The sequence below is a fragment of the Mesorhizobium sp. WSM4836 genome, from assembly GCF_055811815.1.
Genome location: NZ_JBVVQF010000002.1, coordinates 101375 through 123676 on the forward strand (window position 1 = coordinate 101375; position 22302 = coordinate 123676).

A 22302-nucleotide genomic window follows, 5' to 3' on the forward strand; every position below is an offset into this window, starting at 1 on the left:
GGGCCTGGTCTCAGACCGTACGTGGGGCTCCAAGTACCCGGTCGACCGTGTCGCGTATGAGGCTGCGCAGATTGGCCGGCCTGTCGAGATGACTGACGACAAGGAGGCCGTCGGCCGCCACCGTTAGCGCGTCCGAGGTGCGGTCCGGATCGGGATTTGCGTCCGCGATCAGCAGATCCCTAAGGATACCCCACTTCCAGTGACGATGCTGATCGATCGCCTGGCGAACCGGGCTGCTGCGGTCGGGATATTCGGCAGCGGCATTCTGGAACGGGCAGCCGCGATAGCCCGGCTGATCCGCCGCGTCGGCAATAAGATCGAATATAGCAAGGATTATCTGGCGATGTGGCCGCCGGCCAAGGCTCGCGATTGCCGCCCGTCCTCGCTTGCTGAGCTCCTCGATGTAGGCGCGGACGAGATCGTCCTTGGCCGCGAAGTGATGATAGAACGTCGCCTTCGCAACGCCGGCCTCGGCGATGATGCGGTCGATGCCGATTGCGCGCACCCCCTCCAGAGAAAACAGCACGGTCGCCGTATCGAGGATGCGACGGCGCGCAAGGCTTTCGGGGCGATGGTTGATTCGGGCTGCGGACATCCCTTGACCGTATAGCAGACAGGTCTGTATACATCCATATGTAGACAGACAGGTCTACCTGTTAGAGGGAAGGCGAACATGGCTTCGATAGTCAGGGAAATCATCGTAGATGCTTCACCGGAAAGCGTATGGGCGACGGTGGGCGACTTCGCTGGCGGCGCGCAACGGATAGCCCCAGGCGTTTTCGTCGACTGCCGGGTGGAGGAGGGCGACGTGCGGGCGCTTATGTTCGCCGACGGCAAGATTGTGCGGGAGCGGCTGATCGCCCGCGACGAGCAGAACCGGCGGATCGTGTGGGGATGGCTCGGCGACGAGGTTACCCACGACAATACCTCCATGCAGGTCTTTGCCGAGGGCGAGGGCCGCAGCCGTCTGGTCTGGGTCCACGACACTCTGCCCGACGAACTCGGCACGTGGCTCGCAGCCGCCATGGATCAGCTGGTGCCGGTTTTCCAGCAGACCTTGGCGAGCCAAGCCGAAGCAACATAGTGACGCAACGCCAAGTGTTTCCTCTTGGCCGCAAAATACTCTAGCTTGCGCGCGCCCGACACAACGAGCGCGCGCATGACCTTCCCTCGTTTCCTCTTCGCCTGCCTGCTGCTGCCCTGTCTCTGGACGATGGCCAGCGCTGAGGCTGTCAGCTTCCCGGAACTCGGCAGCGCCGTCTCCGGCCACGGTGATGTCACCTATATCGATCTCGCAAGGATGGTCATTCCCGATCTGGCCGCGGACAAGGACGGCTTGTACCGGGGTTCGATGCCGATCGAGATGCGTCACATCGCTGGACCGGACTACGGCGGCTCGCCGCCGGCGACGTCGGGTCTTTCCAATGCCGGCGTGCTCGGCATCAAGGCCGGCGGCAAGGAGCGGCTGACCATGCTGTTCGACCTCGGCGACTCGCCCGACAGCGCCGAGGGCTATGCCGTGCTGGCGCTCTACGATATCACCGGCAAGCCGGCCCTGCTCGACGCGGTCAATGTCGCCGTCGACCGCATCACCTATCTTCGCGATCCGGGCAAGCTGCCGATCGGGCCTGGTGACGACGCCATCATCACCATGAGCATGCATTTCAATTCGAGCCAGGGCTATGGGATCACGCCGCTGATCATGGTCCGCAACGACAGGTTCGAGCTGATCGACATGATCTATACGTTCGACGAAAACCTCTGCACCCATAGGAGGACGCAGAATGCGGCGTTCCAGGCGATCGCCGGCGGCCAGCCCTATGCAGCCATCAAGGTCACGGTGACAGACGCGACGCTGCCGGGCGAAGAAAGCTGCGACGGCCAGCCGCCGCCGGAGGCGTCGTCGCGCGACATTTCCGTCACCTATCATTGGGACAAAAATGCTTCGCATTATGTCAAGGATTCCGACGCGCTGGACCAATTGGCAGAAGGGAACGCCAAACGCTTCTGAGCCAACCGCAATTGTTTGCCCGGCGCCTTCCGCCGGGCTAGAATTGCCTCACATTCTGCATTGGAGGGGAGCATCCATGGATAAGGGCAAGATTTTTCGCGAGCTGCATGCCTCGATCTTCGTCATGGCCAATTCCTGGGACGTCGGCACGACCAAGCTTTTGGCTTCGTTCGGCTTCAAGGCGCTGGCGACGACCAGCGCCGGTTTTGCCTTTTCGCGCGGCCTGCCCGATGGCGCGGTGACGTTCGAGGCGATGATCCATCATTGCCGTGAAGTGTCGGCGGCGACCGTGCTGCCGGTTTCGGCGGACCTCGAAAAGGGCAAGGGCGACAGCGCGACAAGTGCCGGCGAGACCATATTCGCCGCCGAGGCGGCTGGCCTTGCCGGCTGCTCGATCGAGGACCATACCGGCGAGCCCGACAAGCCGATCTATGATTTTGCGCATGCGGTCGAGCGCGTCGCCGCGGCGGCGGAAGCGGCACGGGCGCTGAAACGCGATTTCGTCTTCACCGCGCGGGCCGAGAATTTCCTGTGGGGCAAGCCCGACCTCGATGATACCATCAAGCGGCTGCAGGCCTTCGAGAAGGCCGGCGCCGACGTGCTCTATGCACCGGGGCTGCGCGACATCGAGATGGTGCGAACCGTCTGCTCGTCACTGACCAAGCCGGTCAACGTCATGGCCAGGCCCGGCTTCACCATCGCCGACCTTGCCATGGCGGGGGTGAAGCGCGTCTCGCTCGGCCCATGGCTCACCAATTTCGCCTTCGGCATGCTGGAGACCGCGGCGCGCGAGATCCAGCAGGACGGCACCTTCGGTTTCACCCGCGCCGCCATGCCGTTCGGCAAGCTGCAGGCGCTGTTTGCCAAATCTTCAGCCTAGGTCGGGCCCGGCGAATGACGCTCACCGTCGTCGACATGCACACCGGCGGCGAGCCGCTGCGGATCGTCACCGGCGGCTACCCCGATATTCCCAAGGGCACGATCCTCGAAAAGCGTGCCTATGTGCGCGACCATCTCGATCATCTCAGAAAGATCCTGATGTTCGAGCCGCGCGGCCATTACGACATGTATGGTGCGCTGCTGGTGGAGCCCGACCTGCCGGGCGCCGACCTCGCGGTGCTGTTCATGCACAATGAGGGCTATTCGACGATGTGCGGCCACGCCATCGTCGCGCTCGGCCGCTACGCCGTCGACGAGCGGCTGGTGGCGCTACGCGTGCCGCTGACGACCGTCAACATCGAGGCGCCATGCGGGCTGATTTCGGCTGCGGTCGAGGTAAGGGATGGCAAGGCCGGTGCGGTGTCCTTCGAAAGCGTGCCGGCGTTTCTGCTTGCGCGCGGCCAGCGGATCGAGCTGCCGGGCTATGGTCCGGTCGGCTTCGATATCGCCTATGGCGGCGCCTTCTATGCGCTCGCCGACTGCCGCGAGTTCGGGCTCGAATTCGGCAGGAACCGCTTGCGCGATTTCGTCGATGCGGCGACCGCGCTGACCAATAAGCTGAAGGCCGAATTGCCGCTGTCGCATCCCGACCATGCCGATCTCGCCTTCCTCTACGGCGCCATCCTGACCGACGGACAGGATGCGTTCTCCGATACGCCGACCAAAAACATCTGCGTCTTCGCCGATGCCGAGGTCGACCGTTCGCCGACCGGCTCGGGTGTCACGGCGCGGCTGGCGGCCATGCACGCCAAGGGCCAGATCGAGATTGGCCGGACACGGCTGTTCGAGAGCATCGCCGGCTCGCGCTTTTCCGGTGCGGTCGTACGCACGGCCACAGCCGGACCGCATGACGCCATCATCGCCCGCGTCGGCGGCCGCGCCTATTACTCAGGCCGAGCCGAATTCATTGTCGAAGACGACGATGAACTGGGGCGCGGCTTTCTGCTGCGCTAGATCATGATCCCGAAAGTGGAAGCCGGTTTTCGGAAGAGATCATGATCAAACAAAAAAGGTAGAGCCCCATCCCGACTGTATCGGGATGGAACAGGCTCTAAACCCCTTCCCGCGCCGAGATCGCCTTGTGCAGGTGCACCATCATGGCGGCGGCAAACAGCGGCGTCAAAAGGTTGAGCAGCGGCACGGCGAGGAAGGCGGCGACCACCAGCCCGGCCAGGAACACGGTGACCGCGTGTTTTCTGCGCAGCGCCTTGGCCTCGGCCTCCGCGCGGAAGCGCATGGCGGCGAACTCGAAGAACTCGCGCCCGAGCAGGTAGCCGTTGACGATGAAGAAGGCGGCAATGTTGATGCCCGGCACCAGCAGAAGCAGCAGGGCGATGATATTGCCGAGGACGACGACGCCGCTGAAGCGGATCGCCAGCACCAGCGAGCGCAGCGCCGGCACGGCGCGACCGGGCGGATCGTTGGGATAGTCGGTTCGCTCAACGGTCTCGGCGACGTCGTCGAGGAACAGGCCGGCGATGATCGCCGTCACCGGCGCGATGAAAAGCGCCAAACCTAGCGCAAGGCCGATCCCGGCGACGACAGCGCCCAGCCATCCGGCCCAGGAAGGAAGCGCTGGCAACCATGCATCGATCCATGGCCAGGCCAGCCATTCGAACAGGTTCTTTATCCCGAACCAAAGCGCCGCCAGCGCCAGCAAAGTCAGCCCCAGCGTCTTCAGGAACACGGAACGGAATTCGGGCGAGAACAGCCGGCTCAAGGCTGCGCGGGCGGCGTCGAGGATCACGGCGTTTCCAGTTCCATGTCAAACGTATCCGTGGCTGATACCTCCGGAATAGGCGGAGACTGCCCAAGTCGCAAGCGCGGCTTCCTAGGGCGCGACCTTCGCCTGGGGAATGGTCATCGCCGCCACGCCGCCGACGACCAGTGCCATTCCCCACCACGCGCTCGGAGCAAGGCTTTCGCCAAGGAACACGGCTCCGATAGCGACGCCGATCGGCACCCGCAGATAGGCTTGCGAGGTGGTGCCGACGGAGCCCAGCGTATGGAGGAGGCGGAAATAGATTGAGAAGGCAAGCGCGGTTGAAAACACCGAAAGCCCGAGCAGCGCAAGGACCGAAGCTGTCGATGGCGCCAGGGTCCATGGCCGGTCGAACGCAAGGCTCAACGGGATCAGCATCGCGGCGCCGCAGAGCATCGAACCGGCGGCCGGCAGCATCGGGTCGAGCCCCCCTGAAGCCGCGGCCGAAAACGGCCGCGCCGGCATAGCAGATCGTCGCCGCGACCACAGCAAGTTGCGGCAACAATTGCTGTCCGAAGCCGCCAAGCGCCGGGGCGCCGACAACCAGGCATATTCCGGCTATTCCCGCCGCGACGCCGAACAGCTTGCGCATGGTCGCCGGTTCGTGGCGGGTGATGAGGGCGGTCAGCAAGAAGGTGAAGATCGGCGAGGTCGCATTCAGGATGGTGGCCAGCCCGGCGTCCAGCGAGCGCTCGGCCGAAGCGATCAGCGTGAACGGCACGACGCTGTTGAGGCAAGCCTGGAATGCAAACCGGCGCCAGCTTGCGGCATCGCCCGGCAAGGCCAGCCCGCGCCAGCGGATCAGCGCGAACAGGATGCCACCCGCGATCAGGGTTCGCGCGGCGATCAGCGTCACCGGCGGGATCGTCGCGACGCCGATCTTGATGAAGCTGTAGGATGCGCCCCACAGCACCGCCAATACGACGAGCAGCGCCAGCTCGATCCTCGTGTCGGTTTTCATGGACATGGCCGGCTGGAACCTCTGGGCATCGCTCATCTCGGCCATGCTTCTAAGCCAGGCACACGGGAAATGCTTCGGTCGTCATCCAACGATGGTCGCTATGCTGACATTCGTCGGATCGCCGCATTGTCGACTAGGCAAAGCCGCATCAAACGGCTAGACCCGCCCGCGCCCGGCGTGGCAGAAAGCCGGTGGGTTTTTGGCGGAGACATGAATTGATGCCGGACTATGACGTGCTTTGTATCGGAAATGCCATCGTCGACATCATCGCCCAATGCGACGAGGCGTTCCTGGAGACCAACGGCATCATCAAGGGCGCGATGAATTTGATCGATACGAGGCGCGCGGAACTGCTCTACAGCCGCATGGGCCCGGCCATCGAAGCCTCGGGCGGTAGTGCCGGCAACACGGCGGCGGGCGTCGCCTCCTTCGGCGGTCGCGCCGCCTTCTTCGGCAAGGTCTGCAACGACGCGCTCGGCGAAATCTACGCGCATGACATCCATGCCCAAGGCGTCGCCTTCGACACAAAACCGCTCAACGGCGAACCGCCGACGGCGCGCTCGATGATCTTCGTCACGCCGGACGGCGAGCGCTCGATGAACACCTATCTCGGCGCCTGCGTCGAGCTCGGCCCGGAGGACGTCGAGGCCGACAAGGCGTCGGGCGCGGCGGTCACCTATTTCGAGGGCTATCTGTGGGACCCGCCGCGCGCCAAGGAAGCGATCCGGCAGACGGCCAAGCTCGCCCACGCGGCCGGGCGCGAAGTATCGATGACCCTGTCGGACTCGTTCTGCGTCGACCGCTACCGCGACGAGTTCCTCGACCTGATGCGCTCCGGCACCGTCGACATCGTCTTTGCCAACAGCCACGAGATCAAGTCGCTCTACCAGACCGCGTCCTTCGACGAGGCGCTGGCGCAGATCCGCAAGGATTGCAAGATCGCCGCGGTTACCCGTTCGGAAAAGGGCTCGGTCATCGTGCGCGGCGGCGAGACCGTCACCATTGAGGCGACCACGATCCGCGAACTGGTCGACACGACCGGCGCCGGCGACCTCTACGCCGCCGGCTTCCTCTACGGCTATACGCAAGGACGCAGCCTGAAGCAGTGCGGCGATCTCGGCTCGCTGGCGGCCGGGCTGGTCATCCAGCAAATCGGCCCAAGGCCACGCCAGAATCTGCGCCGCGAGGCCGAGCAGGCGGAGTTGTTGTAGGGACGCTTCTTACCTTCTCCCCTTGTTGTGGGAGAAGGTGGATCGGCGCGCAGCGCCGAGACGGTTGAGGGTGTTGGACGGAGTGCTGCCGGCGCCAAGCTGGAGCACCCCCCATCCGACCGAGCTTCGCTCGGCCACCTTCTCCCACAACAAGGGGAGAAGGAAGGTGCCGCTGCCCCGCTCTTTCAAGCCCCCGCGCTATACGCCGCGATCGCCGCCATATTGACGATGTCTGAGTCCTTGGCGTTCAGCGAGACGATCTGAACCGGCTTGTTCAGGCCGACCAGCAGCGGGCCGATGACGGTGGAGCCGCCGAGCTCCTGCAGCATCTTGGTCGAGATCGAGGCCGAGTGGAAAGCCGGCATGACCAGCACGTTGGCGGGGCCGGTCAGCCTGATGAACGGATACTGCGCCATGGCGCGGGCGTTGAGCGCCACGTCGGCGGCCATCTCGCCGTCATACTCGAAATCGACGCGGCGCTTATCAAGGATGCGCACCGCTTCCTGGACGCGCTCGGAGCGTTCGCCCTGCGGATGGCCGAAGGTCGAATAGGCGAGCATGGCGAGCCTCGGCTCGTAGCCCATGCGGCGGGCGAAGCCGGCGGCCTCCTCGGCTATGTCGGCGATCTGTTCAGCATTCGGCATGTCGTGCACGGCGGTGTCGGCGACGAGGACGGTGCGACCCCGCGCGAGCACGATCGACACGCCGATGACGCAGTGGCCGGGCCTTGCGTCGATGACGCGGCGGATGTCGCCGAGCGCCGTCGAATAGTTGCGGGTAACGCCGGTGACGATGCCGTCGGCATCGCCCAGCGCCACCATGCAGGCGGCGAAATGGTTGCGGTCGGTGTTGATCAGCCGCTGGCAGTCGCGGAACAGGAAGCCTTTGCGCTGCATGCGCTCGTAGAGATAGTCGGTGTAGACCGAGTTGCGCCGCGACAGCCGCGCGTTGATGATCTCGATGCCTTGCTTGCCGAGGTCGATGCCGGCGTTCCTGGCGTTTTCCTTGATGATGTCGTCGCGCCCGAGCAGGATGGCGGTGCCGAGCCGCTGGTTCACATAGGAGACGGCGGCGCGCATCACCTGCTCCTCCTCGCCCTCGGCAAAGACGATGCGCTTGGGCTGGCGGCGCACGCGGTCGTAGATGCGCTGCAGCGTCGAGGCGATCGGATCGCGGCGGGCGGAAAGCTCCTGCGCGTAGCGGTCGAGGTCGAGGATCGGCTTGCGCGCGACGCCGGACTCCATCGCTGCCTTGGCGACGGCGATCGGAATCGCCGAGATCAGGCGCGGATCGAACGGCACTGGGATGATGTAGTTGGGGCCGAATTTCGGCCGCATGCCCTGGTAGGCGGCGGCGACGTCGTCGGGCACGTCCTGGCGCGCCAGTTCGGCGAGCGCCAGCGCCGCGGCGATCTTCATGTCGTCATTGATGGTGGTGGCCCGTACGTCGAGCGCGCCGCGGAAGATGTAGGGGAAGCCGAGCACGTTGTTGACCTGGTTCGGATAGTCCGAACGCCCGGTGGCCATGATCGCGTCGGTGCGGATTTCGGCGACTTCCTCCGGCGTGATCTCGGGATCGGGATTGGCCATGGCGAAGATGATCGGCTTCTCGGCCATCGACTGCACCATCCTGGTGGTCAACGCGCCCTTGGCCGAGAGGCCGAGGAACACGTCGGCGCCGTCCAGCGCCTCGGCCAGCGAGCGCGCGCCGGTTTTCACGGCATGCGCCGATTTCCACTGGTTCATGCCTTCGGTGCGGCCCTGGAAGACGACGCCCTTGGTGTCGCAAAGGATGATATTTTCTGGCGCAAAGCCCATCGCCTTCATCAATTCGATGCAGGCGATGCCGGCAGCACCGGCGCCGTTGCAGACCATTTTCGTCGTCTTCATGTCGCGGCCGGTGATTTCCAGCGCGTTGATCAGGCCGGCGGCCGAAATGATGGCAGTGCCGTGCTGGTCGTCATGGAAGACCGGTATGTCCATCAGCTCGCGCAGCCGCTGCTCGATGATGAAGCACTCCGGCGCCTTGATGTCCTCGAGGTTGATGCCGCCGAAGGAGGGCCCGAGAAAGCGCACGCAGTTGATGAATTCGTCGGCATCCTCGGTGTCGACCTCGAGGTCGATGGAATCGACATCGGCGAAGCGCTTGAACAGGACCGCCTTGCCTTCCATCACCGGCTTGGCGGCCAGTGCGCCGAGATTACCGAGGCCGAGGATGGCGGTGCCGTTGGAAATGACGGCGACCATGTTGCCGCGCGCCGTGTAGTCGAAGGCGCGGCTGCGATCCTCGGCGATGGCGAGGACGGGGACGGCGACGCCTGGCGAATAGGCGAGGCTCAAGTCGCGCTGGGTCGCCATCGGCTTGGTGGCGACGATCTCCAGCTTGCCGGGGCGGCCCATGGCGTGGAATTCCAGCGCCTCCTGGGCACTGACGGAGGGTCCGGGGTTTTCGGTTTTCCTGGCCATGATGTTTTCGATTTCCTCACCCGTGCGGCACCGCCTGAGACGGGTGCAATGCTTTCTTTTGTGGAAGGTTCGGGATTAAGGCTACACTTCGCCGCTGTAAACCGCCAAGCATGGCTTGCAAAATTTTGGAAGCAGCTTCGTGAACGACGAGACGCCCATTCGAAGCGACACCGCCACGCCGGCCTTCGCGCCGGCGACGCCGATGATGGAGCAGTATATCGAGATCAAGGCGGCGAACCCGGATTCGCTGCTGTTCTACCGCATGGGCGATTTCTACGAGCTGTTCTTCGACGATGCCGAGAAGGCAAGCCGGGCGCTCGGCATCGTGCTGACCAAGCGCGGCAAGCACCAGGGGCTCGACATCCCCATGTGCGGCGTGCCGGTGCATGCCGCCGATGATTATCTGCAGAAGCTGATCGGCCAGGGTTTCCGCGTCGCCGTCTGCGAGCAGATCGAGGATCCGGCCGAGGCCAAGAAGCGCGGCGGCAAATCGGTGGTGCGTCGCGACGTGGTGCGGCTGGTGACGCCCGGCACCATCACCGAGGACAAATTGCTGGCGCCGTCGGAATCGAGTTTCTTGATGGCGCTTGGCCGGGTCAAGGGCGGGGCCGAGCCAAGAGGCGGGGAGCGCGGCAGCGCCACAGGGAATCAAGGAAATTTTGCATTGGCCTGGATCGAGATTTCGACCGGCGCCTTCCGTGTTGCCGAGACCACCGCCGACCGGCTGCTCGCCGATGTCTTTCGCGTCGACCCGCGCGAGCTGATCGTCGCCGAGCCGGTGTTTTACGATCCGGAGCTGAAACCGGTGTTCGACGTGCTCGGCCGGGTCGCCAATCCGCAGCCGCCGAGCCTGTTCGACTCGGCGTCGGCCGCGGGGCGCATCGCCCGTTTCTTCGAGGTGGCGACGCCGGACAGTTTCGGCACGTTTTCCCGCGCCGAGCTGTCGGCGATCTCAGGCGCCATCGCCTATGTCGAAAAGACGCAGAAGGCCGAGCGGCCGCCGCTGTCGCGGCCCGAGCGCGAGGAGCAGGGTTCGACGCTGTTCATCGATCCGGCGACACGCGCCAATCTGGAACTGCTGCGCACCCTGTCCGGCAGCCGCGAGGGTTCGCTGTTCAAGGCCATCGACCGCACGGTGACCGGCGGTGGGGCGCGGCTGCTGGCCGACCGGCTGATGGCGCCGCTGACCGACCCGGCGGCAATTGTCGCAAGGCTGGATTCGGTGTCGTTCTTCCGGTCCGAGACACGACTGTGCCAGGCGGTGCGGGCGAACCTGAAGAGCGTGGCCGACATGCCGCGCGCCCTGTCGCGGCTGGCGCTCAACCGCGGTGGCCCGCGCGACCTCGGCGCGCTGCGTGCCGGGTTCGAGGCAGCCGGCATTATTGCCGAACTGTTTGGGACAACCGCCCTTTCGCAAGAATTGGCGGCGGCGCTGGTGGCGATCGAGGCGCTGCCACGCCCGCTGGCCGAGCATCTGACGCAGGCGCTCGGTGACGAGCTGCCGCTGCTCAAACGCGACGGCGGCTTCGTCCGTTCCAGCTACGATGTTGAACTCGATGAGATGCGAGCGCTGCGCGACGAATCGCGCAAGGTCATCGCCGGGCTGGAGCGCTCGCTGATCGATGAAACCGGCATCCGCTCGCTGAAAATCCGGCACAACAATGTGCTTGGCTACTACATCGAAGTCACCGCCAACCACCATGCGATCATGACCGGCAGCGACGGCGCCAAGGCGCGCTTCATCCATCGCCAGACCATGGCCAACGCCATGCGCTTCACCACCACCGAACTCGCCGAACTGGAATCGAAGATCGCCAATGCCGCCGACCGGGCGCTGGCGATCGAGCTTGCCGCTTTCGAGGCGCTGACGGCGGAAGTGGTCGGCCAGGCCGACACGATCCGCGCCGGCGCCGAAGCGCTCGCCGTGCTCGACGTTTCGGCCGCACTTGCCTTGCTTTCCGAAAGCGAGGCCTGGTGCCGGCCGCTGGTCGATGCGAGCCTCGCCTTCGCGATTTCGGGCGGGCGCCATCCGGTGGTCGAACAGTCACTGCGGCGTTCGGGCGAAGGACCGTTCGTCGCCAACGATTGCGACCTGTCACCAGAGGGCGATGCCAAAAACGGCGCGATCTGGCTGCTGACCGGCCCCAATATGGGCGGCAAATCGACCTTCCTCAGGCAGAACGCGCTGATCGCCATCCTCGCCCAGACCGGCTCCTTCGTGCCGGCGGCATCAGCCCATATCGGCGTCGTCGACCGGCTGTTTTCGCGTGTCGGTGCCTCCGACGACCTGGCGCGCGGCCGCTCGACCTTCATGGTCGAGATGGTCGAGACGGCGGCGATCCTCAATCAGGCCGGCGAGCGCGCACTGGTCATCCTCGACGAGATCGGCCGCGGCACCGCCACCTTCGACGGCCTGTCGATCGCCTGGGCGGCGGTCGAATATTTGCACGAGAAGAACCGCTGCCGGGCGATCTTCGCCACGCATTTCCACGAGATGACGGCGCTCGCCGGAAAACTGCCGCGGCTCTCCAACGTCACCATGCGGGTCAAGGAATGGGAGGGCGACGTGGTCTTCCTGCACGAGGTCGGCAAGGGTGCTGCCGACCGTTCCTACGGCGTCCAGGTAGCGCGGCTGGCCGGCCTGCCGGAAGCCGTCGTCGGCCGGGCCAAGGAAGTGCTGCACCAGCTTGAAGCCGGCGAGGTTTCGGGCAAGGCCAACCGCCTGGTCGACGACCTGCCGCTGTTTTCCGTGGCAGCGAAGCGGGAAGCGTCGAAGCCGGCAAGGAGTGATGGGCTGGGTGAAGCGCTAGCGGAGATCAATCCCGACGAGATGACGCCAAGGGAAGCACTGGAGGCGCTGTACCGGCTGAAGGGGATAGTTGGGAGGTAATTGTTGCTGCCCCAATGCCGGCCGGCGTTCCAACGTTCGAGATTGGCGAAAGCGGGGATGACAGCCAATCTCCCCCCTCGTGGGGGGAGATTGGCAGCTTCACCCTCAAATCATCGCCAGGCCCGACTTCCGCCTCGGCGGCGGAAAACCGCGGTCGATTTCGGCGAAATCTTCGCTCGTGAGCTCGATGTCCAACGCCGCGACATTCTGGCGTACATGCTCCGGGCGGCTAGCTTTGGGAATCGCGATCACCCCGCCCTGCGCCATCACCCAGGCAAGCGCGATCTGCGCCGGCGTCGCACCGTGGCGGGCGGCGATGGCGTCTAACATGGCGTTGCGCGCCAATACGCCCTGATCGACCGGCGAATAGGCCATCAGCGGCATGCCGCGTTGCCGGCTCCACGGGGCGAGGTCGAACTCGACGCCGCGCTGCGACAGATTGTAGAGCACCTGGTTGGTCTGGACATTGCCGCCGGCCGGCAATCGGGTGAGCTCTTGCATCTCATCGGTATCGAAATTGCTGACGCCCCAATGGCGGATCTTGCCGGCTGCCTTCAACGCTTCGAACGCCTCTACCGTTTCCATCAAAGGCACGCTGCCCGGCCAATGCAGCAGATAGAGATCAATACGGTCGGTGGCGAGATGCCTCAGGCTGTTGTCGCAGGCCCGTTTCACGCCGGTGCGCGAGGCGTTGGACGGCAGCACCTTGGAGACCAGGAAAACCTCGTCGCGGCGCCCGGCGATGGCCTCCGCCACCACCTCTTCGGCACCGCCGCTGGCATACATTTCGGCGGTGTCGATCAGCGTCATGCCGAGATCCAGCCCGAGCTTCAGGGCATTGGCCTCGTCGCGACGGCGGCGAGCATCTTCGCCCATCTTCCAGGTGCCCTGGCCGAGCACCGGCACAGCTTCGCCGCAGGGCAGGGTGGTCGTTCTTATCGTCGATGGCATGGCATGCTCCAGTCCGAGGCCCGGATAGCACCATAGCCGCCAAGGGAAATACAGGTGAAGCAGAAATCCAGGCGAAGCCTCCCGCCTGGATTCCCCGACAACGTGACGCCTACTTCACCGGATGGGCGGCAAGCCAGTCCTGCATCTGCTTGATCTCGGCTTCCTGCGCGGCGATTACTGCTTCGGCCAGCTTGCGCATTTCCGGATCCTTGCCATTGGCGAGCTCGACCTTGGCCATGTCGATGGCCGCCTGGTGGTGCGGGATCATGCCGCGGGCGAAATCGACATCGGCATTGCCGGAATATTCGATTGCCGTCATGTCGGTATGCATCTTGTCCATCGCCGCCTTGTAGCCCTCGGTCGAGGGGCTCTGTGCGCCCATTGCGCCCATGTCGTGCTTCATCTCCTCGGCTTGCGCCGGAACGCTTTCGAGGAAAACGGCAAGCAGCATTCCCGCCATCATCATCATCAGCACGATCTTCTTGGCCAAGGTCATTCATCATCTCCTTTTTTGAACAGGGTCTATTTGGAAGTTTTACTCAGAGTTTCACCGTCCTGAGCCGCAATGCGTTGGCGATCACCGACACCGAAGACAGGCTCATCGCCGCCGCCGCAATCATCGGCGACAGCAGCGTGCCGGTGAGCGGATAAAGCACGCCGGCAGCAACCGGCACGCCGAGCACATTGTAGAGGAAAGCGAAAAACAGATTCTGGCGGATGTTGCGGATCGTCGCGCGGGCCAGCGTCCTCGCCCTGACGATGCCGTTGAGATCGCCCTTGACCAGCGTAATTCCCGCACTTTCGACCGCAACATCGGCGCCTGTGCCCATGGCGATGCCGACATCGGCGGCGGCAAGTGCGGGCGCATCGTTGACGCCGTCGCCGGCCATGGCAACCCCGGCACCGCCGGCACGCAACTCCTCGACGAGCGCATTCTTCTGTTCGGGCAAGAGCCCGGCACGCACCGCGTCGATGCCGAGCCTGGCGGCGATGGCCTTGGCGGTGCGCTCATTGTCGCCGGTCGCCATGACGATCTTCAGCCCGCTGTCATGCAATGCCTTGATCGCCTCGGCGGTGGTCGCCTTGATCGGGTCGGCGACGGCAACGAGGCCGGCGAGCTTGCCTGCGACAGCGACGAACATCGCGGTCTTGCCGTCGGCCTGCAGCGTCTCGGCGGTGGCCAGGACCGCCGCCGTGTCGATGCCGAGATCGGCCATCATCGCGGCATTGCCGAGCGCCACCGTCTGTCCCGAAACCGTGCCGGAAACGCCCTTGCCGGTAACCGCCTCGAAACCGCTCGCGTCGGCAATCTTCACGCCGCGTTCGACGGCGCCTTCGACGATCGCCTCGGCCAGCGGATGCTCCGAGCCTTTTTCCAGTCCGGCGGCGAGCGCCAGCAACTCGTCTTGCGCCATGCCCTCGACGGCAACGACGTCGGTCAGTTGCGGCCGGCCTTCGGTCAGCGTTCCCGTCTTGTCGACGATCAGCGTATCGACCGAGGCAAAGCGCTCGAGCGCCGCCGCTTCCTTGATCAGCACGCCGGCATGCGCGCCGCGTCCGGTGGCGGTCATGATCGACATCGGCGTGGCCAGGCCGAGCGCACAGGGACAGGCGATGATCAGCACCGAGACCGCCGAGACGATGGCAAAGACCAGGCTGGGTTCCGGTCCGACGATCGCCCAGGCAATAAACGCAATGATGGCGACCAGCACGACGGCCGGGACGAAGTAGAACGAGACGCGGTCGGCCAAGCCCTGGATCGGCGCGCGCGAACGCTGCGCCTTGGCGACCAGCTCGACGATGCGTGCCAGCGTCGTCTCGGCGCCGATTTTTTCGGCGCGCATGACCAGCGAACCGTTCTTGTTGAGTGTGCCGCCGGTGAGGTTGTCGCCTTCGGTCTTCTCGACCGGCAGCGGCTCGCCCGTAATCATCGATTCGTCGATGGAAGAGCGCCCTTCGAGCACAATGCCGTCGACCGGCACGGCGTCACCTGGGCGGATGCGCAAGCGATCGCCGGTCTTGACGGTTTCGAGCGGCACGTCGTTTTCGGAACCGTCCGCGCCGATCAGCCGCGCCGTCTTCGGCGCCAGGTCGAGCAGCGCTCGGATCGCCGACCCGGTTTTCTCCCGGGCACGCAATTCCAGCACCTGGCCGAGGAACACCAGCGCGACGATCACCGCCGCCGCCTCGAAATAGACCGGCACGGTGCCGTCATGGCCGCGGAACTGGTGCGGAAAGAGGCTCGGAAACAGCGTGGCGACGACGCTGTAGAGATAGGCGGCACCGACGCCGAGCGAAATCAGAGTCCACATATTGGGGCTGCGATTGAGGATCGAATCCCAGCCGCGGTGGAAGAACGGGAATGCCGCCCACAGCACCACGGGGCTGGCCAGCGCCAGCTCCAGCAAGACCTTCGCGCGGTCATCCATGAAAGTCTGAAACGTCAGGCCGAGCATCGGCGCCATGGCGATGAGCAGCAACGGCACGGACAGCACCGCGCTCACCCAGAGGCGCCTGGTGAAGTCGACCAGTTCCGGGTTCGGACCCTCGTCGCCGGTCGGCACGCCCATCGGCTCCAGCGCCATGCCGCAGATTGGGCACGAGCCGGGCTTGTCGCGGATGATTTCGGGATGCATAGGGCAGGTGTATTGCGTGCCTTTCGGCATTGCCTGCGGCGCCGGCCTGTCGCCGAGATATTTTGCCGGCTCGGCCTCGAACTTCGCCTGGCAAGCGGCCGAGCAGAAATAGAAGCCCTGGCCCTCGTGCCGCAAAAAGTGCTTCGCCGTGGCACGATCGACGCTCATGCCGCAGACGGGATCGGTCGCGGTCAGGTACTTTTCGGGATCAGCGACGAATTTCGCGCGGCAGCTTTCGCTGCAGAAATGATGGCGATGGCCGTCATGCTCGGCCGTCGGCTTGCCGGCTGCCGGATCGACGGTCATGCCGCAGACCGGATCGCGGATGACGGCGTCCGCGGCGGCCGAGACACCCTTTGCCGAGCAGCAACTGCCATGGGCCTGATGATGGTGGTCGGAATGCGTCATGTTGGAAGCCCCTGTATTTCGATGTTGGGGCGGAGGTAGTGCTTCCAGTGACTGGAAGGTCAAGGGCCAATTTCGATTTTTGGTGGCCAAGCCATATCCGAACCGGCCGCAGGCGCGAAATGCCGGCGGCCGTGGAGAACGCGTCCGTCCGCCCCATACCCAGCGCCGCGAAAACGCGCTATAGACGCCGCCGAAACGGCGAGGCCGAACGGCATTTATGGCAAGAATATCCCTGAAGCTCGAGGAACTGATCGACGGCGAAGCCTTGCGCCGCGAGATGACCGAACTGACCAAGGCCACGGTAGGCGACGGTTCCGGCAAGGCCGCGCGCAGCGGCGTTCTCAAGTTGCTCAAAAGCCGGCTCGCCGACGGCCGCGCGGTCGCCGAACGCATGCTGATGGACGATGGCAGCGGTACCGCCTGCGCCGCCCGGCTGTCGCACCTGATGGATGAGATCATCCGCGCGCTCTACGATTTCGCCGTCACCCATGTCTATCGCGTGAAAAACCCGTCATCGGCCGAGCGCATGGCCGTCGTCGCCGTCGGCGGCTATGGCCGCGGCACGCTGGCGCCGGGGTCCGACATCGACCTGCTGTTTCTGCTGCCCTACAAGCAAACGCCGTGGGGCGAGCAGATCGTCGAATATATGCTCTACATGCTGTGGGACTTGGGGCTGAAGGTCGGCCACGCCACTCGCAACATCGACGAGTGCCTCAGGCTGTCGCGCACCGACATCACCATCCGCACCTCGATCCTGGAGGCGCGTTTCCTGTGGGGCGAGCAAAAACTCTATGACGAGCTTTTGCAGCGCTTCGACCACGAGGTGGTGCGCACCACCGGCCCAGAATATGTCCAGGCCAAGCTAGCCGAACGCGACGAGCGCCACGCCAAGGCCGGCGAGAGCCGCTATCTGGTCGAACCCAACGTCAAGGACGGCAAGGGCGGCCTGCGCGACCTGCAGACGCTGTTCTGGATCGCCAAATATTTCTACCGGGTGCGCACCGGCGAGGAACTGGTCGACAAGGGCGTCTTTACCGACGCCGAATACAGGGAGTTCCGGAAGACCGAGGACTTCCTGTGGGCGGTGCGCTGCCACATGCATTTCCTCACCGGCAAGGCCGAGGAGCGGCTGCATTTCGACATCCAGCGCGACATCGCCGAGCGGCTCGGCTACACCACCCATCCCGGGCTGTCGGCGGTCGAACGCTTCATGAAGCACTACTTCCTCGTCGCCAAGGATGTCGGCGACCTGACCCGCATCTTCTGCGCCGCGCTGGAAGAAGAGCAGGCCAAGCATGTGCCGGGCTTCAACCGCATTTTCCTCACCTTTTCGCGGCGCAAGCGCAAGCTCGCCGGCACGGCTGATTTCATCGTCGACAACCACCGCATCAACATCGCCGACGACGAGGTGTTCGAGCGCGATCCGGTCAACCTGCTCAGGCTGTTCTGGTTCGCCGACAGACACGGCCTGGAATTCCACCCGGATGCGCTGAAGCTTCTGACCCGCTCGCTCGGCCTTGTCGGCAAGGCGCTCAGGCGCGACGAAGAGGCCAACCGGCTATTCCTCGACATCTTGACCTCGGACCGCAATGCCGAGCTCAATCTGCGGCGCATGAACGAGGCCGGACTGCTGGCCAAGCTGATCCCGGACTTCGGCAGGATCGTCGCCATGATGCAGTTCTCGATGTATCACCACTATACTGTGGACGAGCATTTGATCCGCTGCATCGGCGTGCTGGCCGAGATCGAACGCGGCGACGGCGAAAAGGTCCATCCGCTTTCCCACGCGCTGATGCCGGGGCTGAAGAAGAGCCGCGAAGCGCTCTATGTCGCCGTGCTGCTGCACGACATCGCCAAGGGCAGGCCGGATGACCATTCGCAAGCCGGCGCGAGGATCGCCCGGCGCATCTGCCCGCATATGGGGCTCTCGCCGGCCGACACCGAAACGGTCGCCTGGCTGGTCGAGAACCACCTCGTCATGTCAATGACGGCGCAGACCCGCGATCTCAACGACCGCAAGACGATCGAGGATTTTGCCGCCATTATGCAGTCGGTCGAACGGCTGAAGATGCTGCTTGTGCTTACCGTCTGCGATATCCGTGGCGTCGGGCCTGGGGTCTGGAACGGCTGGAAGGGCCAGTTGCTGCGCACCCTCTACTACGAGACCGAGCTTTTGTTGACCGGCGGGTTTTCGGAGGTGTCGCGCGCCAAGCGGACGGCGGCGGCGCGCGAACAACTGGCCGAGGCGCTCGCCGACTGGCCGGAAAAGGCCCGCAAGCGTTATGTCGGCCAGCACTACGAGAACTATCTGCTGGCGGTCGATCTTCCCGACCAGCTCCGCCATGCCGAATTCATCCGCGAGGCCGATCACGCCGGCAAGAAGCTCGCCACCATGGTCAAGACCCACCAATTTGAGGCGGTGACCGAGATTACCGTGCTGGCGCAGGACCATCCGCGCCTGCTTTCGGTGATTGCCGGCGCCTGTGCTGCCGCCGGCGGCAACATCGTCGACGCGCAGATCTTCACCACCTCGGATGGCCGCGCGCTCGACACCATCCTGATCTCGAGGGAGTTCGACCGCGACGAGGACGAGCGCCGCCGTGCCGAGCGCGTCGGCCGGCTGATCGAGGACGTGCTGTCGGGCAAGAGCTGGCTGCCCGAAATGATCGAGAAGCGCACCAAGCCACGGCGCGGCGCCAAGGTCTTCCGCATCCCGCCGCGCGCCGAGATCCGCAACACGCTGTCGAACCGGTTCTCGGTGATCGAGGTCGAGGGGCTGGACAGGCCAGGCCTTCTGTCGGAGATAACCGGCATGCTGTCGGACCTGTCGCTCGACATCGCCTCGGCCCACATCACCACCTTCGGCGAAAAAGTCATCGACACGTTCTACGTCACCGATCTCACCGGCCAGAAGATCGACAGCCCGTCGCGCATCGCGACCATCCGCAACAGGCTGATCGCGGTGCTCGAGGGCACGGCGTCCGAGCGCGGCAAGACCAAAACGGCCGCCGAGTGACTGTTACCTTCCATTTGCCCCAATCCCACAGGCAGTCTTCAAGCGCATGAGCCTTGTCAAGAAATTCGCCACGGTCGCTTCTGGCACGCTGATGAGCCGGGCCCTCGGCTTCGGCCGCGAGATGCTGATGGCTGCCGCACTCGGCACCGGGCCGGTCGCCGACGCCTTCAACGCCGCCTTCCAGTTCCCCAACACCTTTCGCCGGCTGTTCGCCGAAGGCGCCTTCAACGCCGCCTTCGTGCCGCTGTTTGCCAAGGAGATCGAAACACACGGCACCGAGGGCGCCAAGCGCTTCTCCGAAGAGGTATTCGGCGTCTTGTTCACGGCGCTTCTGGCGCTGACCATCGCCATGGAACTGGCGATGCCGCTGATCGTGCGCTATCTGGTGGCGCCGGGCTTTGCCGACACGCCTGGAAAATTCGAGACGACGGTGGCGCTGGCGACCGTCATGTTCCCCTACCTGATCTGCATGTCGCTCGGCGCCATGATGGCCGGCATGCTGAACTCGCTGCGCCGCTATTTCGCCGCCGCGGTGGCGCCGGTGTTCCTCAACGTCATCCTCATCGCCGTGCTCGCCTATGCCTGGTACAAGGGTTCGGACGCCCGCACCGTCGGTTTCGGCCTGGCCTGGGGCGTGCTGGCCGCCGGCCTGGTGCAGCTGGCGATCGTCTGGGCGGCGGTGCGCCATGCCGGCATTTCGATCGGCTTCCGGCGGCCGAAGATGACGCCGAATGTCAAGCGGCTGCTGATCCTGGCGCTGCCGGCGGCGATCACCGGCGGCATCACCCAGATCAACCAGCTGATCGGGACGGCGATCGCCTCGGCGCAGGACAGCGCCGTGTCGTCGCTGGCCTATGCCGACCGCGTTTACCAGCTGCCGTTGGGCGTCGTCGGCGTCGCCGTCGCCATCGTGCTTTTGCCGGAACTGTCGCGGGCGCTAAAGTCAGGCAATCTGGTCGAAGCGGCCAATCTGCAGAACCGCTCGGTCGAGTTCACCTTGTTCATGACCTTGCCGGCGGCGGCGGCGCTGCTGGTCATGTCCGAGCCGATCGTGCGGCTGGTCTATGAGCGCGGCGCCTTCGCCGCCAACAATTCGACGCCGACGGTCGCGGCAATCCTGGCGATCTTCGGCCTCGGCCTGCCGGCTTTCGTGCTGATCAAGGCGTTCACCCCAGGCTATTTCGCCCGCGAGGACACGCGCACGCCGATGATTTTCGCCGCCATCTCGGTGGCGGTTAACATTACGGCGGCGCTGACGCTGTTTCCGACCATGGGCGCGCCCGGCATTGCCGTTGCCTCCGCCGTCGCCGGCTGGGTCAATGCGGCGATGCTGCTCGCCGTGCTGATCCGGCGCGGCCATTGGGGCCGCGACGTGCCGCTCATGAAACGCATTCCGCGGCTGGTGCTGTCGGCGGCGGTGATGGCCGCCGCGCTCTATTTTGCCGAGCACTGGTTCGCCGCAAGGCTGGCTTCCGGCTCGCCGCTGGTGATCAAGGCGGTAACCGTGCTTGCGCTCGTCGCCAGCGGGGCGCTGCTCTACTTCGTCACCGCCTTCGCCACCGGCGGCGCGGATTTCGGCATGATCCGCCGCAATATCGGGCGGAAGGGGTCCGAGCCGGTCAAGGAACCGTCTCCAGATCTGTGAAGCGGAAAATTCGCCAATTTTGTTCTTGCTTTGTGCCGGCAGCTATGCTACTAATCTCGGTATGGTGCTAATTGGCTCCAACGACCCGCCCTTCGAGGCGGGTTTTTGTTTCTGGTCGGCGCCATCCCCTCAAACAGCCTTCTGTTCGGCCGAAGCCAAAGCCCCGCGCCCTGGCCAACGCCCCTCTTGATCGTCTCCTCGCTCTCGTCCATAAGCGCGCCGTCGCAAGACTTTCGCCGCGCGCGAAACGGCCCTCCACAAGCCAGGGAAACACCATGACCGATCAGCCCGCCTTCAAACCGCTCGTCTTTTCCGGCGTCCAGCCAACCGGCAATCTGCATCTCGGCAATTATCTCGGTGCCATCAAGAAATTCGTCGCCCTGCAGGACACCTCCGACTGCATCTATTGCGTCGTCGACCTGCATTCGCTGACCGCGCAGCTCGTCCATGAGGATCTGCAGGACCAGACGCGTTCGATCACCGCGGCGTTTCTCGCCTCCGGCATCGATCCGACCAAGCACATCGTCTTCAACCAGTCGCGGGTGATGCAGCACGCTGAGCTTGCCTGGATTTTCAACTGCGTGGCGCGCATCGGTTGGATGAACCGCATGACGCAGTTCAAGGACAAGGCCGGCAAGGACCGCGAGAACGCCTCGCTCGGCCTGCTCGCCTATCCCTCCCTGATGGCCGCCGACATTCTCGTCTACCGCGCCACTCATGTGCCGGTCGGCGACGACCAGAAGCAGCATCTGGAGCTGACCCGCGACATTGCGCAGAAGTTCAACAACGACTTTTCGGACCGCATCGCAGCGCTTGGCGTCGGCGTCGAGATGCAGGTCGGCGAAGAGACGGTGAACGGCTATTTCCCGCTGACCGAGCCGGTCATCGGCGGCCCGGCGGCGCGCATCATGAGCTTGCGCGACGGTTCGAAGAAGATGTCGAAATCAGACCCGTCGGACCTGTCGCGCATCAATCTGACCGACGATGCCGATGCCATCTCGAAGAAGATCCGCAAGGCCAAGACCGACCCGGAGGCTTTGCCCGGCGAACTGGACGGGCTTGCCGGCCGGCCGGAAGCGGAAAACCTCGTCGGCATCTATGCCGGCCTCGCCGAAATATCGAAAGAGGCGGTGCTGAAGGAATATGGCGGCCAGCAGTTCTCGGTGTTCAAGCCGGCGCTGGCCGATCTCGCCGTGGAAAAGCTGGCGCCGATCGCCGGCGAGATGCGCCGCATCTCCGGCGACCGCGCCTATGTCGATGCGGTGCTGCGGGACGGCGGCGAGCGCGCCGGCACATTGGCTGAAGCGACGATGAAGACCGTGCGCGACATTATCGGCCTGCTGCAAGGCTAATTTAAGCTGCACCGACGTCGCCACAGCCGCCGGTCGCTTGCGGGCGGGCTGTGGC

General features: G+C 64.7%; 15 protein-coding genes and 1 pseudogene. 9 read left to right on the plus strand and 7 right to left on the minus strand.

What is annotated here, in order from left to right; genetic code table 11:
- Positions 1-10: 10 nt before the first annotated feature.
- A complete protein-coding gene (locus AC0L2P_RS02745; protein ID WP_473499731.1) occupies positions 11-595 on the minus strand; it encodes a TetR/AcrR family transcriptional regulator in 585 nt (194 codons plus the stop codon).
- A gap of 78 nt (positions 596-673) precedes the next feature.
- Between AC0L2P_RS02745 and AC0L2P_RS02750 the strand changes: the two genes are divergently transcribed.
- The 4 genes from AC0L2P_RS02750 to AC0L2P_RS02765 all read left to right on the plus strand — a co-directional run bounded on the left by AC0L2P_RS02750 (position 674) and on the right by AC0L2P_RS02765 (position 3904).
- A complete protein-coding gene (locus AC0L2P_RS02750; protein ID WP_473499732.1) occupies positions 674-1084 on the plus strand; it encodes an SRPBCC family protein in 411 nt (136 codons plus the stop codon).
- A gap of 75 nt (positions 1085-1159) precedes the next feature.
- The gene (locus AC0L2P_RS02755) at positions 1160-2011 is read left to right on the plus strand and encodes a hypothetical protein (RefSeq protein ID WP_473499733.1); all 852 of its coding nucleotides are present in this window, start codon (positions 1160-1162) and stop codon (positions 2009-2011) included.
- 76 nt (positions 2012-2087) lie between these two features.
- Positions 2088-2891, plus strand: a complete 804-nt coding sequence (locus AC0L2P_RS02760; RefSeq protein ID WP_473499734.1) for an isocitrate lyase/PEP mutase family protein — start codon at positions 2088-2090, stop codon at positions 2889-2891.
- Positions 2892-2905: 14 nt separating this feature from the next.
- Complete coding sequence (locus AC0L2P_RS02765) at positions 2906-3904, plus strand: proline racemase family protein (RefSeq protein ID WP_473499735.1); 999 nt, start codon at positions 2906-2908, stop codon at positions 3902-3904.
- A gap of 97 nt (positions 3905-4001) precedes the next feature.
- On the opposite strand, the gene AC0L2P_RS02770 is transcribed toward AC0L2P_RS02765, so the two are convergent.
- A complete protein-coding gene (locus tag AC0L2P_RS02770) occupies positions 4002-4697 on the minus strand; it encodes a sulfate transporter family protein (protein ID WP_473499736.1) in 696 nt (231 codons plus the stop codon).
- Positions 4698-4781: 84 nt separating this feature from the next.
- Positions 4782-5679, minus strand: a pseudogene (locus AC0L2P_RS02775) (EamA family transporter).
- A gap of 212 nt (positions 5680-5891) precedes the next feature.
- Here AC0L2P_RS02775 and AC0L2P_RS02780 point away from each other — a divergent pair.
- Positions 5892-6884 carry an adenosine kinase gene (locus tag AC0L2P_RS02780; RefSeq protein ID WP_473499737.1) on the plus strand — a complete coding sequence of 331 codons (993 nt, stop codon included), beginning with the start codon at positions 5892-5894 and terminating at the stop codon, positions 6882-6884.
- Positions 6885-7069: 185 nt separating this feature from the next.
- Here AC0L2P_RS02780 and AC0L2P_RS02785 read toward each other — a convergent pair whose 3' ends face one another.
- Positions 7070-9349 (minus strand): NADP-dependent malic enzyme, encoded by a 2280-nt coding sequence (locus AC0L2P_RS02785; RefSeq protein WP_473499738.1) that lies wholly within the window; start codon positions 9347-9349, stop codon positions 7070-7072.
- A gap of 139 nt (positions 9350-9488) precedes the next feature.
- Between AC0L2P_RS02785 and mutS the strand changes: the two genes are divergently transcribed.
- Positions 9489-12239 carry a DNA mismatch repair protein MutS gene (mutS, locus tag AC0L2P_RS02790; protein WP_473499739.1) on the plus strand — a complete coding sequence of 917 codons (2751 nt, stop codon included), beginning with the start codon at positions 9489-9491 and terminating at the stop codon, positions 12237-12239.
- A 105-nt stretch (positions 12240-12344) separates the two neighbouring features.
- Here the strand turns inward: mutS and AC0L2P_RS02795 are convergent, their stop codons facing one another.
- The 3 genes from AC0L2P_RS02795 to AC0L2P_RS02805 all read right to left on the minus strand — a co-directional run bounded on the left by AC0L2P_RS02795 (position 12345) and on the right by AC0L2P_RS02805 (position 16234).
- Positions 12345-13190, minus strand: coding sequence for an aldo/keto reductase (locus AC0L2P_RS02795; protein WP_473499740.1), 846 nt, complete (start codon positions 13188-13190; stop codon positions 12345-12347).
- Between the two features lie 109 nt (positions 13191-13299).
- Positions 13300-13686, minus strand: a complete 387-nt coding sequence (gene copM / locus AC0L2P_RS02800; protein WP_473499741.1) for a CopM family metallochaperone — start codon at positions 13684-13686, stop codon at positions 13300-13302.
- A 43-nt stretch (positions 13687-13729) separates the two neighbouring features.
- A complete protein-coding gene (locus AC0L2P_RS02805) occupies positions 13730-16234 on the minus strand; it encodes a heavy metal translocating P-type ATPase (protein WP_473499742.1) in 2505 nt (834 codons plus the stop codon).
- A 217-nt stretch (positions 16235-16451) separates the two neighbouring features.
- Here AC0L2P_RS02805 and AC0L2P_RS02810 point away from each other — a divergent pair, with 217 nt between their 5' ends.
- The 3 genes from AC0L2P_RS02810 to trpS all read left to right on the plus strand — a co-directional run bounded on the left by AC0L2P_RS02810 (position 16452) and on the right by trpS (position 22247).
- Positions 16452-19250: a [protein-PII] uridylyltransferase gene (locus tag AC0L2P_RS02810; RefSeq protein ID WP_473499743.1), complete on the plus strand. Its 2799-nt coding sequence runs from the start codon at positions 16452-16454 to the stop codon at positions 19248-19250.
- Between the two features lie 46 nt (positions 19251-19296).
- Positions 19297-20895, plus strand: a complete 1599-nt coding sequence (gene murJ / locus AC0L2P_RS02815; protein WP_473499744.1) for a murein biosynthesis integral membrane protein MurJ — start codon at positions 19297-19299, stop codon at positions 20893-20895.
- A gap of 275 nt (positions 20896-21170) precedes the next feature.
- Positions 21171-22247, plus strand: a complete 1077-nt coding sequence (gene trpS / locus AC0L2P_RS02820; RefSeq protein ID WP_473499745.1) for a tryptophan--tRNA ligase — start codon at positions 21171-21173, stop codon at positions 22245-22247.
- Positions 22248-22302: the final 55 nt, after the last annotated feature.

Bases quoted from the DNA above. Each gene is read 5' to 3' on its own strand.
- AC0L2P_RS02805 (WP_473499742.1), bottom strand. From the start codon at position 16,234: ATGACGCATTCCGACCACCATCATCAGGCCCATGGCAGTTGCTGCTCG.
- AC0L2P_RS02785 (WP_473499738.1), bottom strand. From the start codon at position 9,349: ATGGCCAGGAAAACCGAAAACCCCGGACCCTCCGTCAGTGCCCAGGAG.
- AC0L2P_RS02765 (WP_473499735.1), top strand. From the start codon at position 2,906: ATGACGCTCACCGTCGTCGACATGCACACCGGCGGCGAGCCGCTGCGG.
- AC0L2P_RS02750 (WP_473499732.1), top strand. From the start codon at position 674: ATGGCTTCGATAGTCAGGGAAATCATCGTAGATGCTTCACCGGAAAGC.
- AC0L2P_RS02795 (WP_473499740.1), bottom strand. From the start codon at position 13,190: ATGCCATCGACGATAAGAACGACCACCCTGCCCTGCGGCGAAGCTGTG.
- AC0L2P_RS02755 (WP_473499733.1), top strand. From the start codon at position 1,160: ATGACCTTCCCTCGTTTCCTCTTCGCCTGCCTGCTGCTGCCCTGTCTC.
- AC0L2P_RS02780 (WP_473499737.1), top strand. From the start codon at position 5,892: ATGCCGGACTATGACGTGCTTTGTATCGGAAATGCCATCGTCGACATC.
- AC0L2P_RS02810 (WP_473499743.1), top strand. From the start codon at position 16,452: ATGGCAAGAATATCCCTGAAGCTCGAGGAACTGATCGACGGCGAAGCC.
- copM (WP_473499741.1), bottom strand. From the start codon at position 13,686: ATGACCTTGGCCAAGAAGATCGTGCTGATGATGATGATGGCGGGAATG.
- trpS (WP_473499745.1), top strand. From the start codon at position 21,171: ATGACCGATCAGCCCGCCTTCAAACCGCTCGTCTTTTCCGGCGTCCAG.
- murJ (WP_473499744.1), top strand. From the start codon at position 19,297: ATGAGCCTTGTCAAGAAATTCGCCACGGTCGCTTCTGGCACGCTGATG.
- AC0L2P_RS02760 (WP_473499734.1), top strand. From the start codon at position 2,088: ATGGATAAGGGCAAGATTTTTCGCGAGCTGCATGCCTCGATCTTCGTC.
- AC0L2P_RS02745 (WP_473499731.1), bottom strand. From the start codon at position 595: ATGTCCGCAGCCCGAATCAACCATCGCCCCGAAAGCCTTGCGCGCCGT.